This window comes from Bacillus sp. DX4.1 (assembly GCF_030348195.1).
In the GTDB taxonomy this organism is placed as follows: Bacteria; Bacillota; Bacilli; order Bacillales; family Bacillaceae_G; genus Bacillus_A.
Map to the genome: position 1 here is coordinate 3,835,923 of NZ_JAUCFT010000008.1, position 17,931 is coordinate 3,853,853.

The following is a 17,931-nucleotide window of genomic DNA, read 5'->3' on the forward strand; positions in this document are numbered from 1 at the left end:
ATGACCCATTTTGTCCATTTTCATGTGAGAAAAATTTTTCTAATTATTAGTCCTCACCAATCGGGCAGTTAATCCCCCACCTAAATGCTTTGGTTACTCATCAGTTTGAGGTTAAGGTATTACTGCCCGCTAGTGCGGGATAAAGCTCTTTATTAATATTCATCTTCACGGAAACCAAGATCGCGAAGATGGGACATTTTATTACGCCAATCTTTTTGCACTTTTACCCATACCTCTAAAAATACTTTTGAACCGAGAAGTGCTTCGATATCAAAACGAGCTCTCTTCCCAACTTCTTTCAGCATCTTTCCTTGCTTCCCGATAATAATTCCTTTTTGTGATGGACGCTCTACAATAATTGTCGCGTTTACATAAACCGCTCCGCCTTCACGCTTTTGAATCGCATCGATAACAACCGCTACCGAGTGAGGTACTTCCTCACGTGTTAAATGCAGCACTTTTTCACGAATAAGCTCCGCAATAATAAATCGTTCCGGATGGTCCGTCACTTGGTTTTCTGGATAGTATTGCGGTCCTTCCGGTAAATATTTTTTAATTGCTCCAATTAACGCTTCAATATTGTTACCATCTAACGCTGAAATCGGTACAATTTCTGCAAAATCATACAGCTTACGATATTGATCAATTAATTCTAGCAATTTTTCCGGATGAACTTGGTCAATTTTGTTGATCACTAAAAATACAGGTTGCTTTGTTTCTTGTAATTTTTCAATGATAAACTCTTCACCACGACCAAACCCTTCAGCTGCATTGACCATAAATAAAACAATGTCAACTTCTTTTAATGTCGTTTGAGCCATCTTCACCATAAAGTCGCCTAGCTTATGCTGTGGCTTATGTATTCCTGGCGTATCAATAAAGATTACCTGCGAATCATTTTCTGTATACACACCTTGAATTTTATTACGTGTTGTTTGTGGTTTGTCACTCATAATCGCAATTTTTTGACCGATAATACGGTTTAAAAATGTTGATTTCCCTACATTGGGTCTTCCGATAATGGAGACAAAACCTGATTTATAACCTTTTCTATTCATGTAAATCCTCCGCTTTAAATGCTCCTGGTAACAATTCTCCGACTGTCGTCTCTTCCATGTCACCATTTAAATTTGATAAGTATACTTTCGTATCTTGTTTACATAATTCTACCATAACTTGACGGCACGCTCCACAAGGAGGTACCGGACGTTTTGTATCCGCTACAACCGCGATTGCTGCAAATGCTGTATCTCCTTCAGAAACCGCTTTAAATAAAGCTGTTCTTTCTGCACAGTTACATAATCCGTATGACGCATTTTCAACATTACACCCACGGTATACTTTTCCCTCTTCTGTTAATAAAGCAGCCCCAACTTGAAACTTAGAATACGGTACATATGCCTGTTTCCGTGCTTCGATTGCTTCTTGAATTAATTCTTTATTGTTCATACTCTCGCATCCTTTCCGTTCACGATGTGAAAAGTTAAATTGAAAACTTCCATCAGTGGCGATTTTAACACCCTCCCAAAGCGTTATAAAGGCTTTGGAATGCAACTATACCATATAAGGTAAAAAGATAATAGCACCAATTATAACGGCTATAACCGCAAATAATAACACTGCACCAGCAGCAACATCCTTAGCAATTTTAGCAAGCGGTTTAAAATCCTCTGTAGCTAAATCGACTGTTTTTTCAATCGCCGTATTCATCATTTCCAAACACATTACAATTCCAATCACAATTAATAATATAAGCCACTCTAGTGTCGTAACATGGAAATAAAAGCCGCAGCATATAACAATAACTGCGGCCAAACAATGAATTTGCATATTTCGCTCATGACGAAGGCAAAAGAATATACCCGCTATGGCATACCCAAAACTATTTATAAGTTTCCCTTTTTTCATCTACCTAATCCAAAAGCCTGTAAAATTTCTTTTTGCTTTCCGAACATTATCTTTTCATCTTCCTCCGTCATATGGTCGTATCCAAGTAAATGCAGAAATCCATGCAACGCTAAAAATCCTAGCTCACGATCAAAGGAATGTCCATATTCTTCAGCTTGCTCTTTCGTTCTTGGAATCGAAATAATAAGATCCCCTAGCATACGGGGCATTTCCACACCGACAATTTCCATTTCACCTTCACCCATATCTTCCATCGCAAAGGAAATAACGTCTGTTGGTTGGTCTTTATCGCGATAGTCACGATTGATTTCTTGAATGCGTTCATTATCAACAAATGTAACAGAAAGCTCTGTTCCATCTTCTATATTTTCCATTTGTGCAGCTTTCTCTAGCAATTGCCCAATCATGTTCACATATTCTTCTTTTACTTCTTCTGTTTCATCAAAAAAATCAATTAATAAACTCATTCTGTCACCTTTTCTTCCGGCAGTTCCGGATACTTAATACGAGAATGGAAAATTCCATTTAACGTTTCACATAATGTTTTCCCAACAATTTGTAATTCTTTAAATGTCAAATTACATTCACTAAATTGTCCATCCTGCAAACGATCTTTAATAATACTTTGAACCAAATTATTAATCTGCTCCGGTGTCGGTCCATTCATAGAACGCACTGCTGCTTCTACACTATCCGCAACCCCAACGATAGCTGATTCTTTTGATGTCGCTTTTGAACCTGGATAACGGAACATTGCTTCGGTATATTTTTCTTTGTCTTCTTTTATTGCTTTATAGTAGAAATATTTCAGTAATGTCGTCCCATGATGTTGCCCTGCAATATCGATAATTTCTTGCGGGATATGATGTTCTTCTAGCATTTTTACTCCATTTGTAACGTGAGCGATAATAATGTCTCTACTCGTTTCAGGATCCAAATTATCATGCGGATTCTCAATGCCCATTTGATTCTCAATAAAGAAACGCGGCTGCAACGTTTTACCAATATCATGATAGTATGCACCAACACGCGCTAACACACCATTTGCACCAACAGCCTCACAAGCCGCTTCAGAAAGGTTGGCAACCATTACACTATGATGATATGTTCCTGGTGCTTCTAATAAAATTTTACGAAGGAGTGGATGGTTTGGACTGGAAAGCTCCATCAGCTTCATACTCGAAACAATTCCAAGACCACTCTCTAAATATGGTAAAATTCCCATGGCCAAAATGGATGAGATAATTCCGGAAGCAGCAGCCATTAATAATTGTGATCCAATTTCAAGAGGCGAAAAATTACCATTACGTATTAGCAATAACGCAGCCAACACAACTACGTTTAAAACAGACACAAGTATACCTGCTTGTAAAATCATTGTGCGTCGATTTTTTTCTCGCAAAAAGATACTAACAGATAAAGAGCTTAGCAAAACATAGATCCCAACATTGTAATTCAGCGTACTCGTTACGCCTTCGTTAAACAAGATACTACCGCACACTGAGAAAATCACACTCGTTATGAAAACAAAGCGATCACCAATCATTAGCTTGACAAGTATCGTCCCCATTGCAACCGGAACAATATAAGCGATACCAGCGTATTCTAATTTTTGAAACAAACTAATAATCTTCATCAATACAACTGTAATGGCTACAATTGTTGTATAGGCTAAAATATATGGTTTTTCTTCTCTTTTTAATTTTAAAAACGATTCAAACTGCTTATGCGTGAAGAATAAGAGTACACCAATAAAGAGTGCTAATCCTACAAATGGTTGGAATGTATTCCCTTGTTCAAGTAGCCCCACTAATTTCAACTGATCATACACTTCTCTTGTAATTGTGTCGCCTTCCTTCACAAGGATTTGCCCTTGAAGAATATAAACTGGTGCAACTGCGTCTTCCGCTAATTTTTTCTGTTCTTTTGTAGAAGTTGAATCATAGAAATAATTTGCTGTAATTGCATATTTCCCAAACACATTAAGCGCTTCTTTTAAATCGCTACTCACATTAACATTGCGTATTTCAGTAACAAATCGCTCTCTCGCATCATTTTCTTCATCCATTTTAATATGCGAAGTCATTATACTATTAATTGCTGTTACCGCTGCATCCCTTGCCAATGTCAACTGATCCGGTTCTGCATTCACAAAATTTAATAATACCGAATCTGACAAGCTTTTTGTTAAATCCGTAGGCAATTTCTTTTTCAACTTTTCTAATCGGTCCGCAGCAGAAATCTTTTTCTGTTCATCAGGACCAGTAGCCTTTATATCAGCATCTACTTCTTTTATCGCATCAAATACAGAATTTACAATATCGACTTTATTTTGCTTGTAATCACTTCGATATGTATATTGATCCTCAACCTTTTGAGCTGCTTCTCTCTTCTTCTTTTCCGTCGTTACTTTATCTTCAATTTTGACAGGAGAGTGGATTGTTTTTTTTGAAATAGATAGCATTTTAACATCTAGTTGTTCTGGTTTTACATTGTTCATCAGTGCAAAAAACAACACTGCCCCTAATAAAATGTAAGAAATCCAGCTTAGTTTTTTCGAATGTTGTATATTACGAAACCACTTAAAAATTTCTTGAGACCTTGACATGATTGCAATACCTTCTCCTCTCCAGACATAAAGTGAAACTTCCTTCAGTATAAATTTTCTCCATGTCCTACCGCAGGTTAGCCCTCACCAATCGAACTCATAGATACAGTTATCCCCTACCATACCTCTTTGAGCGGGAGCTTTACTACCCGTTAGTGTAGGGACCATTCTTTAATGATAGTAAAAAACAAGCTATTCGCCAACCTTTTCATTTATCTCTAACATACAAAAAGAAATGATCCTTTCAAATAGGATCATTCCATTTTATCATATGCCTCGATAATACGCTGCACAAGCGGATGCCTTACAACATCGGATTGTTCCAATTTAACAAACGAAAGACCTGACACGCCAGATAATACAGTTACCGCAACTGACAATCCAGACTTTACACCTTTTGGTAAGTCGACCTGCGATGGGTCCCCCGTAACAACCATTTTCGAACTAAAACCTAAACGAGTTAAAAACATTTTAATTTGGGCCCCAGTTGTATTTTGTGCCTCATCTAAAATAACGAAAGAATCATCTAGAGTCCGGCCCCTCATATATGCAAGTGGAGCTATTTCTATTGTACCTCTTTCCATCATTCGCTGCGTGTATTCTTGCCCAAGAATATCATGAAGCGCATCATAAAGCGGACGTAGGTATGGATCTACTTTTTCTTTTAAATCACCTGGTAAAAAACCTAAACTTTCTCCAGCTTCTACAGCAGGTCTTGTTAAAATAATTTTTTTGACATAGCCTTGTTTTAACGCACGCACAGCCATTACTACAGCTAAATACGTCTTCCCTGTACCAGCAGGGCCTATTCCAAATACAATATCATTCTTCTTCATCGCATGAATGTATTGCCTTTGTCCCATCGTTTTTACACGAATCGATCTGCCCTTTGCTGTTTTAAAAATTTCCTCTTCGTATAATTCTTCAAAATGAGCTATTTTTCCTTGCCGCCCAAGTTGAATTGCATATACTACATCCCGTTCAGAGATTGATACACCTTTACGAATAACAGCAAGGAGTTGCTGTAATATCCCTTCAACAAGGATCACAGCTTCATCCGTTCCAGATACACGAACAGATTCACCTCGGGTTACAATAGTTACAGCAAGTTCTCGTTCCATTACTTTTAAATTTGCATCGTTTACTCCAAACAGAGCAATTGCTTCATTATGGTTCTCTACTTGTTGATTCATTTCTACTAATCGTTCTACCATTAGTCATTCTCCTTGAATGTCGGATTCAGATATCGGTTGTGGTTCTGCGATATTTTCAATCACTGTATAATGTAATGCTACTCTTAGATGACCTGCCTCAACTTCTTTATGCAAAATCTTGTCACTTACAATCATAGCATGTTCATCCAATTTTTTCTTTAGTTCTTTTTCCCCCATCTCTTTCGCTTCTCGCATCGCTTGTTTTTCTGTATATTCACGGTTCACTTCTTCCTCTTCGCGCACAATTTCCTTCTCGTAGGCAACAGGGAGTGTAAAACCAAAAAGTTTTACATCATGCTTCACTTTTTCAGTTTGAGACCGCTTATACTTATCATGCTGAAATCCCCATATTTTTATTTTAGCACTCCCAAACCGAATATAATGTTCATTATATGAATTTCCTGTATACACTTGAAATGTTGTGTTCAAAGGAACTGTCACTTCAGACTTGTACCAAGTTTCTCCAAATACAATCCCTTTTGCAGAAACAATTGTTGGATTATCACTATTTCCGTACACCCCTGATACAAGAAGTTGTCCTTTTTGTACATAATCATTTTTCATTACAACCGATTTCCCTATTTCCACAAATGTTTTTGTGATCACTGCCTCTTTTTTTGCAACTAAATTTTGCGGTTTCTGTTCTTTTTCCTTCTCTGGTTCATTTTTTTCAACTATTTTAAAGTGATACGTTGTCCCTTTTATCTCTAGCCCAGCCCATGTAATTGCATTAATATTATCCGTCAAATGACGCTGAACATCTTCTACACTAGGCATTTGAAATTGCAGCCTGCCTTTTTTCACTCCCATTTTGTCCAATTCTTTCATGAGAATATATTCTGTTTCCGGCTTCGCCCCTGTAATTTCAATTTTCCATACCATATTCGATAACACTATCACACCGAAAAAAAATATGAGAAAACCAATCAAAAAGCCGCTATTCCGCAGCAAACGTTTATTCCAAAAAGGGAATCCGTAACGACCAATAAAATATAACTTACATTCATTTTTTCGATAAATTGGTCTCAGCCGCTTCACATCACGAAGTAACATACAAAATACCAATGTATCTTCCGCAGCCTTCTTCACATCCCACACAAGCAAGTTTCTGCGCACACACTCATTAATAAAGCGTTCCGCTCCCCTGCCTTCAATCCGCACTTTTACATACCCAAGCCATCGTGTAAACCATTGATTTTTCATCGCTCGCCCCCACTATTTTTCTAGAGAAGGTACAGAATCTATTCAACGCTTACCTGCACCCTCTTCACTTTCCCATACTCAAATAAAGTGAAACTTTAATCAGTGGGAGGGCTTCATCCCCACTGATTATTAGCCCTGACCAATCGGGCTTTTACGAGCAGTTTATTCCCCACCTAACTTCTTTGCCTTTTACCGAACTTTAAGGTGGGATATTACTGCCCACGAATAGCGGGATGACTAGTAAGAAGCAAAACAAGAAGAAAAACACACTAGCCGCATGCGCTCATTTCATTCAAATCTCCCCAACTCTTACAGGTAGTAAGCCCTACCTCAAAATGCAGAGGAAACAACGAAGTTAGAAGGAGAATAGCTTCTAATTGATGAAAACTAACAACAAATTTAGGATGAATCGGCACCTACTACTTCTGGATGTTTCACTTTATTTATCTGTCTTCTCATTTTCTAAAAACGTCACTTGTTCAATTATCCCTTCTAGTAAAAGCTCTTCCGGCAGAATCGTTTTTATAACAAATGACTGTCCTTTAATTAATAGTTGCCCATGCTTTAATAACAACCGGACTTCTCTATCTGTAAATACTAATAACCCTCGATGATTTTCTATATAAATATGTACTTGCCCGACAAGGGTAATACGAGGTAGATCCATTAGTACATCCACTGGTAGGTCTATCTGCTTTGTAAGCCAATTTTTCATTTGTAATAATTTCTTCATCTCCAAGACCCCCCTCTCATCCCATATGTATGAAAAAAGAACTTGTAATATCACGTCCAAACAGAAAAAAGCATAAAAAAGCGTCTCATTTCTCATGAGACGCTTTTTTATGCTAATAGCTGTGAAACAAGCTTATTTACTAGTGATCCGTCTGCTTTTCCTTTTACTTTCGGCATAACAGCACTCATCACTTTACCCATATCAGCTTTAGAAGCAGCACCAACTTCAGAAATAGCCTGCTTGATTACGCTTGCTAATTCTTCTTCCGTTAGTTGCTCTGGCAAATACGTGTCTAAAATCTGAATTTCACTTTTCAGTTTATCAACAAGGTCTTCACGACCAGCATTTTTAAATTCAAGGAGGGAGTCCTTACACTGTTTTACATGACGAGTTAAAACTGTTAATTCCTCTTCTTCAGTAAGAGGGTGTTGCAGTTTAATACTTTCATTTTGCAAAGCAGCCTTAACCATACGAATGACGGTTAATTTTTCTTTTTGTTTACTCTTCATCGCTTGTTTCATATCATCGTTTAAACGACCGAGAAGACTCATAATTTACACCCTCTCTTAGAACTTACGCTTTCTTGCCGCTTCAGATTTCTTCTTACGTTTTACACTTGGTTTTTCATAAAACTCGCGTTTTCTTGCTTCAGCAAGTGTACCAGTTTTAGAAACCGATCTTTTAAAACGGCGAAGTGCATCCTCCAAAGACTCGTTTTTACGAACGACTGTTTTTGACATTCTCTTTCCCTCCCTCCGAAACATCACACTTACATACTAAATTCAGCATGCAAAAAGAAACACTTCTTCAGCATGTCTTTTACGATTATAATACATTTTGTCACTTCAGGTCAACTATTTGACAGAATAAAAGAAGAGCAAGTGCTCTTCTTTTATCAAAATACATACATGTAAAAGATGAAAATCTATTACAATGTAACTTAACCTGATTTTGCACGAATATCCAATTTCTTATACAAAAACAAAAAGCTCTCTATACGAAAGAGCTTTCGACTTCAAAATCAAATAATCACTTTCACATGATCCAGGTTCCTCACGTCCAAAAACTTTCAACACAAGAAGGCAAAGAACGCCTTCTGCGCGAAAGAACCTTTGCCAGTCGGGTCTAAACAGGGCACTTCCGTTTTTAAACTTATCCAGTTCCAGCTGCTAGAATCTCCAGTCATTTCGCCCCCTCAGTCGAGGCAAAAAGCGCCTCTCTGTCGGGTGCTCCAATGCCCTCCGATTCTGAACGAGCCGCTTCCACTTTTATTTTAATAATCAGTTGTTGCTGTTTTTCCGCTTACAAGTGCTACGCCTGCACTTGTACCGATGCGCGAGGCACCTGCTTCTACCATCGCATCCATGTCTTGTCCATTACGTACGCCGCCAGATGCTTTTACACCGATTTTTGGTCCAACCGTTTTTCTCATTAGTGCTACATCTTCTACCGTTGCACCGCCTGTTGAGAAGCCAGTTGATGTTTTTACAAAGTCTACGCCCGCTTTTACAGAAAGTTCACAAGCACGAACTTTCTCTTCTTCTGTTAATAGACATGTTTCAATAATTATTTTTACAAGCGCTTTTCCCTTTGCAGCTTCTACAACTGCGCGAACATCACGCTCTACTAACTCATCATTTTTATCTTTTAATGCACCAATGTTAACTACCATATCAACTTCCGTTGCACCTTTTGCAATTGCATCTTTTGTTTCAAATGCTTTTGTTTCTGGTGTACTTGCTCCAAGTGGGAAACCAATTACTGTACAAACTTTTACATCTGTACCCTTTAATATTTCAGCTGCTGTTTCAACCCAAGTAGGATTTACACATACAGAAGCGAAGTCATGTTGCTTCGCCTCTTCACACAGCGTAATAATTGCTGCTTTTTTTGTATCTGGCTTTAATAATGTGTGGTCAATTAATTTTGCATAGTTCATTCTTAATATACCCCTTTCTCCACTAACAAGCTTTTACACCTGTCAGTTGTCTGACAACTGTAACCGCTAGCATTATATCATAAAAAATTGTGATTTCATATCTTAACTTCTCCATCAAAGAAAAAAGCATGCAAACCCTTTTCATTTGCATGCTTTTTCATTACGCACTTGCCGATTCTTTTTTATTTGTATCTTCAAGAACGCGAACAAATTGTGCTTCATTATATGGATAACCAGCCTTTGTAATTTTCACTTTTACTAATTGACCAATTAATTCTTCAGATCCTTCAAAGACAACTTTTAAATAGTTATCTGTATACCCTACATATAATCCTTCACGATCTGCTTCTTTAAATGGCTCTTCTGGAATAATCTCAAGGACCTCTCCTTCAAATCGAGAAGCATATTCTTTCGCTAACTGATTAGATAATTCAATTAAGCGGTGTACACGATCATTTTTTACATCTTCAGGAACTTGATCATCCATACGTGCTGCTGGTGTTCCAGTACGTTTTGAATAAGGGAAAACGTGAAGTTCAGAGAAACGATTTTCTTTAATGAAATTATATGTTTCCATAAACTCTTCTTCTGTTTCACCAGGGAAACCAACGATTACATCTGATGTAATTGCTAAGCCCGGTAACACCTCTTTCAATCGATCTAAGCGCTCTTGGAAAAACTCCATCGTATATTTACGTCGCATACGTTTTAATACCGTGTTAGATCCAGATTGCAACGGAATATGCAAATGACGTACAACTGTTTTAGAATCATTTAACACTTGAATCACTTCATCTGAAATTTGGCTCGCTTCGATTGAAGAAATACGCAGACGTTTTAAACCGTTCACCTGCGCTTCCATATCTCGAAGTAATCCAGCTAGGTTATAATCTTTCATATCTTCTCCGTATCCACCTGTATGAATCCCTGTTAAGACAATCTCTTTATAACCAGCATCTACCAATTGCTGCGCTTGGTGGATTACTTCTTTACCATCACGAGAACGCATTAAACCACGCGCCCAAGGAATGATACAAAACGTACAGAAATTATTGCAACCTTCTTGTATTTTTAAAGATGCACGTGTACGGTCAGTGAAGTATGGTACATCAAGTTCTTCGTATACACGCGTTTTCATAATATTACGGACAGCATTGATTGGCTGACGTTCTTTACGAAACTCTTCGATATACCCTAGCATTTTTTCACGATCTTGTGTACCAACAACGATATCCACACCTGGAATCGCCATAATTTCCGCTGGAGATGTTTGTGCATAACAACCTGTTACACAAATAACCGCATCTGGATTTTGACGTACAGCACGTCTGATTACTTGGCGACTTTTTTTATCTCCAGTATTTGTTACTGTACATGTATTAATTACATACACATCAGCTTTCTTTTCATATTCAGTCCGCTCATAACCACCTTGTTTAAACAGTTGCCAAATTGCTTCTGTTTCATAGTGGTTTACTTTACAACCTAACGTGTGAAACGCAACAGTTGCCATCGATAATCACCCCATTAATTCAAAATGATACGAAGCGGCACTTAACGCGTAAAGCGGTGCCGTTTCTGTTCGTAAAATCCTTGGTCCTAAACTACATGCTACAAATGTATGTTCACGCAGCGCAGAAATCTCTTCCTCTGATAAACCACCCTCTGGGCCAAATACAAGCAATAGTTTTTGGCCAGGCTCAAGTTTCGCTAAAGCTTGCGCAAAGTTAGATTTTTCACCTTGTTTTGCCTCTTCTTCATACGCAACAAGACAAACATCATAATCATTACTCATCGCAAGAAGCTGTTTAAATGATACGGGAGCATATACATCCGGAATTTCACTTCGATGTGATTGTTCTGCTGCTTCTTTCACAATTTTTTTCAAACGCTCAACTTTTTTATCTGCTTTTTTTGCATCCCATTTTACAATAGAACGAGATGCTTGAAATGGTAAGAATGCAGCTGCTCCAAGCTCAGTTCCTTTTTGAAAAATTAGCTCAAGCTTGTCTCCTTTTGGCAGTCCACTTGCAATCGTCACGAACACCGGAAGTTCGCTTGACATCTCTATCCATTCTACAATAGCCGTATCCACAAATTCACTGGTAATTTCAGCAATTGTACATCTTGCTGTTTTCCCGTTAACACAGCAATAAACGTAGTCTCCTGCTGACATGCGCATCACTCTGGCAATATGATGTACATCATCACCTACAATACGAATGCTTGCATCATTTACATGTTTCTCTTCTACAAAATAACGTTGCATCTCATCACCTTAGTAGGGTTTCGTTCCTTTCGTAAGTATTCACTTACGAAAGGAACGAAACGTTATCATTTTAACATAACAAACGGCAAGTCCCTCACTACACAAAGCGAGAGACTCTTCCGTTCATTATAAAATAAACACTATATATTACGCGTTACGTGCAATGATTGCTACCCAATCTTCCACTCTTAATACTTCTTCGATTGTGAAACCTGCTTGTTCTAACGCTTCCGTTATAACCTTTTCCTTCATCTCAATAATGCCGGATGTAATGAAAAACCCACCTGGCTTCACAACTTTTGCTGCATCTTCTGGGAAGAGAAGAATAATCTCCGCAAGTAAGTTTGCTACAATTAAATCAACAGGACCTTCAATACCTTCCAGTAAACTATTTTGTCCAACTGTTACAGTATCTTCCGTGTGATTTAAACGCACATTTACCTGCGCACTTTCTACTGCAACTGGATCTAAATCATATGCCTGAATAGATGATGCACCTAGTTTTGCAGCCGCAATACTTAATACACCAGAACCTGTTCCAACATCAATTACTGTATCTCCAGGCCTAACTGTCTTCTCTAACGCACGAATACACATTGTCGTTGTCGGATGCGTTCCTGTACCAAACGCCATACCTGGATCTAATTCAATAATTTTTTCTTCTGCTGAAGAAGGTGTATATTCTTCCCAAGTTGGTACGATTGTGAATGTATCAGAAATTTTAACTGGGTGATAATATTTTTTCCAAGCAGTAGCCCAATCTTCTTCATCTACTTCATTAACAGATATGTGTCCTGTACCGATTTCGATGTCGTAAGAAGGAAGTGCATCAATAGATGATTTTACACTTGCAACTGTTTCATGTAAAGAATCCGTTTGTGGGAAATATGCTTTTATCAAAACGCCTTCTTCCGGATATTCAGCTGGATTAAGCGCATAAATTTCACCATATTGTTGTTTACGCTCTTTTGTTAATTCTGCCGGATCTTCAATTGCTACACCACTTGCTCCTGCTTCGTGTAAAATATGAGAGACTGCTTCCACTGCTTCCTCTGTTGTATGAATACTAATTTCTGACCATTTCACAATTTACCAACTCCATTTTTTATTTCCATTATTCCCCTTTAAAAGCTCGTTTAAGCTTTCTAAATAGGCTATCATCTTGATCTTCTTGACCAGCAAATTCACGCAGTAGTTCTTTTTGCTGTGATGTTAATTTCGTTGGTACGACAACACGAACCACTACATACTGATCACCTTGACCGTATCCGCGCACATTTGGAGCTCCTTTTCCTTTTAAGCGGAATTCTGTTCCTGTTTGTGTTCCTGCCGGAATTTTTAATTTCACTTTTCCATGAACAGTCGGAACTTCCACTTCAGCACCAAGTGCTACTTGTGCAAACGTTAATGGCATTTCACATATAATATGATCACCATCACGCTGGAAGAATTCATGATCTCGTACATGAACTACAACATATAAATCCCCAGCCGGTCCGCCGTTCACACCAGCTTCACCTTTACCAGTCACACGAATTTGTTGACCATTATCAATACCTGCTGGAATTTTAACGTTAATTTTTTTACGCTTACGTACTTTTCCAGAACCATGACATGTCGTACATTTCTCTTTAATAATTTGCCCTGCTCCTGAACAATGTTTACAAGCTTGACGATTTACAATACGACCGAAAGGCGTATTTTGTTCTACACTCACTTGCCCTGTTCCTGAACAATGCTTACATGTATCTTTTGAAGTTCCTGGTTTCGCTCCGCTACCATGACATGTATCACAAGGATCTTCCGCCGGAATTTCAATATCGAATTCCTTACCAAAAATGGCTTCATCAAAGTTTAAAGAAACTTGATATTGTAAGTCTGCTCCTTGACGCGGTGCATTTGGATCACGGCGTCTACCGCCACCGCCGCCGAAGAATGAGCTAAAGATGTCTTCGAAACCGAAGCCACCACCAAAGTCGCCACCGCCGCCAAAGCCTTGATTTGGATCAACATGACCGAATTGATCGTACTGCGCACGTTTTGAATCATCACTTAATACCTCGTACGCTTCTTGTACTTCTTTGAATCTTTCAATTGCATTTTCTTCTTTACTTACATCTGGGTGATATTTCTTCGCCAAACGACGATATGCTTTTTTAATCTCATCTTTTGAAGCACCCTTGCTAATGCCTAGTACTTCATAGTAATCTCGTTTACTCATAAATTTGCAACCCCCGAATCCTTTCACATAAACGTAATTTTAACACCGAAAGAAAGTGCTTTGCAACACCGTTTCCTCACTTACAGTCTGCAAAAAGAAAAACATTAGACTCTCACGCGAAAGACTTCGCATACACCAAGTACTTTATTCGTGAAAAAAGCCAAAGCCAAGGCACGCTTGACTTTGACTTTTTGTCATCTTACTTATTTTCTTTTACTTATTACTTGTCTTCTTTTACTTCTTCAAACTCAGCATCGACTACATTGTCATTTTTTGCGCCCGCATTGCCTTGTGCGCCTTCTGCTTGCTGTGCTCCTGCAGCAGCTTGAGCTTGCTCATATAATTTTACAGTTAATTGTTGTACGATTTCTTGAAGTGCATCTTTTTTCGTACGGATTTCATCAAGATCATTTTTCTCGATTGCCGCTTGTAATGCATCTTTTGCTTCTGTTGCTTTCGCTACTTCAGCTGCATCAACTTTACCTTCTAAATCTTTTACAACTTTATCTGTTTGGAAAACAAGTTGATCAGCTTCATTGCGAAGCTCAACTTCTTCTTTACGTTTTTGGTCAGCATCAGCATTTGTTTCTGCTTCTTTTACCATGCGATCTACTTCTTCATCAGAAAGACCTGAAGAAGATTGAATTGTAATTGTTTGTTCTTTACTTGTTCCTAAATCTTTTGCACGTACGTTTACGATACCGTTCGCATCAATATCGAATGTTACTTCAATTTGCGGGATACCACGTGGTGCTGGTGGAAGGTCTGTTAATTGGAAACGACCTAACGTTTTGTTATCTGCTGACATTGGACGCTCGCCTTGCAATACGTGAATGTCTACCGCAGGTTGGTTATCAGCAGCAGTTGAGAATACTTGTGACTTACTTGTTGGGATTGTTGTGTTACGTTCGATTAATTTTGTGAACACGCCACCCATTGTTTCAATACCTAATGAAAGTGGAGTCACGTCTAATAATAGAACGCCTTTTACATCACCAGTAAGTACGCCGCCCTGTACTGCAGCACCTAACGCTACAACTTCATCAGGGTTTACACCTTTATATGGTTCTTTACCAGTTTCACGTTTAATTGCTTCTTGTACAGCTGGGATACGAGTAGAACCACCAACAAGAATAACTTTATCTAATTCGCTTGGAGCAAATCCAGCGTCTTTTAACGCACGACGAGTTGGTTCTAATGTTCTTTCAACAAGGTTAGCTGAAAGTTCTTCGAATTTCGCTCTTGTTAAAGTTAATTCTAAGTGTAATGGACCAGCAGCTCCAGCACTAATGAATGGTAATGAAATTTGTGTTTGTGTTACACCTGAAAGATCTTTTTTCGCTTTTTCAGCTGCATCTTTCAAACGTTGAAGTGCCATTTTATCTTGGCTTAAATCAATGTTGTTTTCCTTTTTGAACTCAGCTACTAAATGGTCAATGATAACTTGGTCAAAGTCGTCACCACCAAGACGGTTGTCACCAGCAGTTGAAATAACTTCAAATGTTCCATCTGCTAACTCAAGGATAGATACGTCAAATGTACCGCCACCTAAGTCATATACTAAAACTTTTTGTTCTTCGTCTTGTTTTTCTAGACCGTAAGCAAGCGCTGCTGCTGTTGGTTCATTAATAATACGTTCTACTTCTAAACCAGCGATACGGCCCGCATCTTTCGTCGCTTGACGCTCTGCATCGTTGAAGTATGCTGGTACAGTAATAACTGCTTTCGTTACTGTTTCACCTAAATATGCTTCAGCAGAAGCTTTTAAGTTTTGTAAAATAATCGCAGAAATTTCTTGAGGTGTATATTCTTTACCTTCAACTTCTACTTTGTAGTCTGTACCCATATGACGTTTAACAGACATGATTGTATTTGGGTTCGTAATTGCTTGACGCTTCGCAACTTCCCCAACTTGACGTTCTTCATTTTTGAAAGCTACAACAGAAGGAGTTGTACGATTACCTTCTGGGTTTGGGATAACCTTTGGTTCTCCACCTTCCATAACAGCTACACAAGAGTTTGTTGTACCTAAGTCAATACCGATAATTTTACTCATGGCGAAACCTCCTACATTTATGTAATTATTGATTTACTTTTACCATTGATGGGCGAATCACACGATCTTTTAACTTGTAACCTTTTTGGAATTCTTCTACGACCGCGTTTGATTCGAATGCACTGTCTTCTACTTGCATAACAGCTTGATGTTCGTGCGGATCAAACGGTTTTCCAACCGCTTCAATCGCCTCAACACCTTCTTTTGTCAGCGCTTCTAACAATTGACGATATACCATGTCCATTCCTTGTAATAAGGACTTCATCTGCTCATCATTTGCTTCCACTTGCATTGCTCTTTCAAAGTTATCAAGAGCTGGTAAAATATCTGACACAAGACTTTGTGATCTATATTTTTCAGCCGCTTGCTTATCAAGTTGAACGCGGCGCTTATAGTTTTCAAAATCAGCTTGTAAACGAAGCGTGCGACCTTCCGTTTCCGTCAGTTTCGCTTGCAGTTCATCTACTCTTTCTTGTAAAAGAGCAGCTTCACTTTTTTCTTCTACTACAGTTTCTTCACTGTTTTCTGTTGTAACAGCTTCTTCTGTTTGTGCTTCTTTTACTTCTTCTACCACTTGTTCATTACGCTCTTCCACAAATTTCACCTCCTTAAAAAGCACAGGACCCGCACAAAACGCGCGAATCCGAGCACAATTTGTATACTTACACACCAACAGTGAAAAAATGCACTGCCAGTAGTTTTTATTATTTTGATTTATAAAATCCATTTAAACCATCTGTAAATTGTCTTGTAAACAATTGTAACAAACTAATCACGCGAGAGTATTGCATTCTCGTTGGTCCTAGAATTGCAATCGTTCCAAGCTGTTCCTCTCCAATGGAGTACGTTGCAGAAATCAAGCTGCAATCTTCCATAGCTGTCGAAGAATTTTCACGGCCAATTTTCACTTGAATGCCCACTTGCTTGTTGCGCAAAATATCATAAAATTCAGCTTCATTGTCAATCATTGTTAGCAAGGAGCGCATTTTTTGAATGTCGTGAAACTCCGGCTGTGAAAGCATATTTGCTTTTCCACCAAAATATATTTTTTCCGACAAAGGAACTTGAAATGTACCATCCAACATTTTCATAGCACTATCATAATTGTGGACATATTGACGCAGAACCATCACAATTTCTTTAAAGATTTTGTTATGCAATTCTGCCATCGGTACACCAGATAGCTTATCATTTAAAATGTTAACCATTTTTTCTAAATCTGATAAATCAACAGATTCCGGAACGGTAATCGTTTTACTTTGCACATGTCCTGTGTCAGTGACAATAATTGCGACCGCTGTTTGATGACCCAGTGGAACAATTTGTACATTTTTTAACTTATTTGTACTCACTTTTGGCCCAAGAACAATCGCCGTATAATTCGTAAGTTCTGATAAAATTTGAGCGGATTGCTGTGCAATTTTTTCCGCTTCAAAAATTCTTTCAGCAAACAGGTCTTTAATCTGTACAATATCTTCACTCGGTACATGTTGCGGTGCTAAAAGATGATCCACATAAAATCGATACCCTTTCTCGGAAGGGACACGTCCAGAAGAACTGTGTGTCTTTTCAATAAACCCAAGTTCTTCTAAATCAGCCATTTCATTTCGAATAGTAGCTGAACTAAATGTAATTTCTTCTTTCTTAGCCAACGTTCTTGATCCAACAGGTTGCGCTGATCCGATAAAGTCATCGATAATCGTCTGTAAAATTAAGAGCTGACGTTCCGTAAGCATCTCATCATCACCTCTGTTAGCACTCTTTGTCTTCGAGTGCTAAA

At 38.3% G+C, this 17,931-nt stretch carries 18 protein-coding genes; all 18 read right to left on the reverse strand.

What is annotated here, in order from left to right; all coding sequences use genetic code 11:
* Nucleotides 1-152 precede the first annotated feature (152 nt).
* Entirely contained in the window at nucleotides 153-1,058 is a 906-nt protein-coding gene (era, locus tag QUF99_RS22570; protein WP_289373042.1) for a GTPase Era, read from the reverse strand.
* Nucleotides 1,051-1,554 carry a cytidine deaminase gene (locus tag QUF99_RS22575; protein WP_289373043.1) on the reverse strand — a complete coding sequence of 168 codons (504 nt, stop codon included), beginning with the start codon at nucleotides 1,552-1,554 and terminating at the stop codon, nucleotides 1,051-1,053. The genes era and QUF99_RS22575 overlap by 8 nt, the downstream gene beginning before the upstream one ends.
* Entirely contained in the window at nucleotides 1,555-1,908 is a 354-nt protein-coding gene (locus tag QUF99_RS22580) for a diacylglycerol kinase family protein (protein WP_289373045.1), read from the reverse strand.
* Complete coding sequence (ybeY, locus tag QUF99_RS22585) at nucleotides 1,905-2,375, reverse strand: rRNA maturation RNase YbeY (RefSeq protein WP_289373046.1); 471 nt, start codon at nucleotides 2,373-2,375, stop codon at nucleotides 1,905-1,907. The genes QUF99_RS22580 and ybeY overlap by 4 nt, the downstream gene beginning before the upstream one ends.
* Nucleotides 2,372-4,516, reverse strand: a complete 2,145-nt coding sequence (locus QUF99_RS22590) for an HD family phosphohydrolase (RefSeq protein WP_289373048.1) — start codon at nucleotides 4,514-4,516, stop codon at nucleotides 2,372-2,374. The genes ybeY and QUF99_RS22590 overlap by 4 nt, the downstream gene beginning before the upstream one ends.
* 254 nt (nucleotides 4,517-4,770) lie before the next feature.
* Complete coding sequence (locus QUF99_RS22595; RefSeq protein WP_289373050.1) at nucleotides 4,771-5,730, reverse strand: PhoH family protein; 960 nt, start codon at nucleotides 5,728-5,730, stop codon at nucleotides 4,771-4,773.
* Between the two features lie 3 nt (nucleotides 5,731-5,733).
* Nucleotides 5,734-6,933 carry a sporulation protein YqfD gene (yqfD, locus tag QUF99_RS22600; RefSeq protein ID WP_289373051.1) on the reverse strand — a complete coding sequence of 400 codons (1,200 nt, stop codon included), beginning with the start codon at nucleotides 6,931-6,933 and terminating at the stop codon, nucleotides 5,734-5,736.
* 439 nt (nucleotides 6,934-7,372) lie between these two features.
* Nucleotides 7,373-7,666 (reverse strand): sporulation protein YqfC, encoded by a 294-nt coding sequence (yqfC, locus tag QUF99_RS22605; protein ID WP_289373052.1) that lies wholly within the window; start codon nucleotides 7,664-7,666, stop codon nucleotides 7,373-7,375.
* Between the two features lie 107 nt (nucleotides 7,667-7,773).
* Nucleotides 7,774-8,217 (reverse strand): GatB/YqeY domain-containing protein, encoded by a 444-nt coding sequence (locus tag QUF99_RS22610; RefSeq protein WP_289373053.1) that lies wholly within the window; start codon nucleotides 8,215-8,217, stop codon nucleotides 7,774-7,776.
* Between the two features lie 15 nt (nucleotides 8,218-8,232).
* The gene (rpsU, locus tag QUF99_RS22615; protein ID WP_000048061.1) at nucleotides 8,233-8,406 is read right to left on the reverse strand and encodes a 30S ribosomal protein S21; all 174 of its coding nucleotides are present in this window, start codon (nucleotides 8,404-8,406) and stop codon (nucleotides 8,233-8,235) included.
* A gap of 533 nt (nucleotides 8,407-8,939) precedes the next feature.
* Entirely contained in the window at nucleotides 8,940-9,605 is a 666-nt protein-coding gene (gene deoC / locus QUF99_RS22620) for a deoxyribose-phosphate aldolase (protein ID WP_289373054.1), read from the reverse strand.
* Between the two features lie 160 nt (nucleotides 9,606-9,765).
* Nucleotides 9,766-11,118, reverse strand: a complete 1,353-nt coding sequence (gene mtaB, locus QUF99_RS22625; RefSeq protein ID WP_289373055.1) for a tRNA (N(6)-L-threonylcarbamoyladenosine(37)-C(2))-methylthiotransferase MtaB — start codon at nucleotides 11,116-11,118, stop codon at nucleotides 9,766-9,768.
* A gap of 6 nt (nucleotides 11,119-11,124) precedes the next feature.
* Nucleotides 11,125-11,874 (reverse strand): 16S rRNA (uracil(1498)-N(3))-methyltransferase, encoded by a 750-nt coding sequence (locus QUF99_RS22630; RefSeq protein ID WP_289373056.1) that lies wholly within the window; start codon nucleotides 11,872-11,874, stop codon nucleotides 11,125-11,127.
* Between the two features lie 147 nt (nucleotides 11,875-12,021).
* Complete coding sequence (prmA, locus tag QUF99_RS22635; protein ID WP_289373057.1) at nucleotides 12,022-12,960, reverse strand: 50S ribosomal protein L11 methyltransferase; 939 nt, start codon at nucleotides 12,958-12,960, stop codon at nucleotides 12,022-12,024.
* 28 nt (nucleotides 12,961-12,988) lie between these two features.
* On the reverse strand, nucleotides 12,989-14,095 hold the full coding sequence (dnaJ, locus tag QUF99_RS22640) for a molecular chaperone DnaJ (protein ID WP_289373058.1): 1,107 nt from the start codon (nucleotides 14,093-14,095) through the stop codon (nucleotides 12,989-12,991).
* A 220-nt stretch (nucleotides 14,096-14,315) separates the two neighbouring features.
* Nucleotides 14,316-16,151 carry a chaperone protein DnaK gene (dnaK, locus tag QUF99_RS22645; RefSeq protein WP_289373059.1) on the reverse strand — a complete coding sequence of 612 codons (1,836 nt, stop codon included), beginning with the start codon at nucleotides 16,149-16,151 and terminating at the stop codon, nucleotides 14,316-14,318.
* Nucleotides 16,152-16,176: 25 nt separating this feature from the next.
* Entirely contained in the window at nucleotides 16,177-16,746 is a 570-nt protein-coding gene (gene grpE / locus QUF99_RS22650) for a nucleotide exchange factor GrpE (protein ID WP_289373060.1), read from the reverse strand.
* A gap of 109 nt (nucleotides 16,747-16,855) precedes the next feature.
* Nucleotides 16,856-17,887 carry a heat-inducible transcriptional repressor HrcA gene (gene hrcA / locus QUF99_RS22655; protein ID WP_289373062.1) on the reverse strand — a complete coding sequence of 344 codons (1,032 nt, stop codon included), beginning with the start codon at nucleotides 17,885-17,887 and terminating at the stop codon, nucleotides 16,856-16,858.
* Nucleotides 17,888-17,931: the final 44 nt, after the last annotated feature.

What these genes read in the sequence shown, in the direction of transcription:
- deoC (WP_289373054.1), bottom strand. Translation starts at nt 9,605, where the DNA reads ATGAACTATGCAAAATTAATTGACCACACATTATTAAAGCCAGATACA.
- hrcA (WP_289373062.1), bottom strand. Translation starts at nt 17,887, where the DNA reads ATGCTTACGGAACGTCAGCTCTTAATTTTACAGACGATTATCGATGAC.
- era (WP_289373042.1), bottom strand. Translation starts at nt 1,058, where the DNA reads ATGAATAGAAAAGGTTATAAATCAGGTTTTGTCTCCATTATCGGAAGA.
- QUF99_RS22630 (WP_289373056.1), bottom strand. Translation starts at nt 11,874, where the DNA reads ATGCAACGTTATTTTGTAGAAGAGAAACATGTAAATGATGCAAGCATT.
- dnaK (WP_289373059.1), bottom strand. Translation starts at nt 16,151, where the DNA reads ATGAGTAAAATTATCGGTATTGACTTAGGTACAACAAACTCTTGTGTA.
- yqfC (WP_289373052.1), bottom strand. Translation starts at nt 7,666, where the DNA reads ATGAAGAAATTATTACAAATGAAAAATTGGCTTACAAAGCAGATAGAC.
- mtaB (WP_289373055.1), bottom strand. Translation starts at nt 11,118, where the DNA reads ATGGCAACTGTTGCGTTTCACACGTTAGGTTGTAAAGTAAACCACTAT.
- ybeY (WP_289373046.1), bottom strand. Translation starts at nt 2,375, where the DNA reads ATGAGTTTATTAATTGATTTTTTTGATGAAACAGAAGAAGTAAAAGAA.
- dnaJ (WP_289373058.1), bottom strand. Translation starts at nt 14,095, where the DNA reads ATGAGTAAACGAGATTACTATGAAGTACTAGGCATTAGCAAGGGTGCT.
- QUF99_RS22580 (WP_289373045.1), bottom strand. Translation starts at nt 1,908, where the DNA reads ATGAAAAAAGGGAAACTTATAAATAGTTTTGGGTATGCCATAGCGGGT.
- rpsU (WP_000048061.1), bottom strand. Translation starts at nt 8,406, where the DNA reads ATGTCAAAAACAGTCGTTCGTAAAAACGAGTCTTTGGAGGATGCACTT.
- QUF99_RS22610 (WP_289373053.1), bottom strand. Translation starts at nt 8,217, where the DNA reads ATGAGTCTTCTCGGTCGTTTAAACGATGATATGAAACAAGCGATGAAG.
- QUF99_RS22595 (WP_289373050.1), bottom strand. Translation starts at nt 5,730, where the DNA reads ATGGTAGAACGATTAGTAGAAATGAATCAACAAGTAGAGAACCATAAT.
- QUF99_RS22590 (WP_289373048.1), bottom strand. Translation starts at nt 4,516, where the DNA reads ATGTCAAGGTCTCAAGAAATTTTTAAGTGGTTTCGTAATATACAACAT.
- yqfD (WP_289373051.1), bottom strand. Translation starts at nt 6,933, where the DNA reads ATGAAAAATCAATGGTTTACACGATGGCTTGGGTATGTAAAAGTGCGG.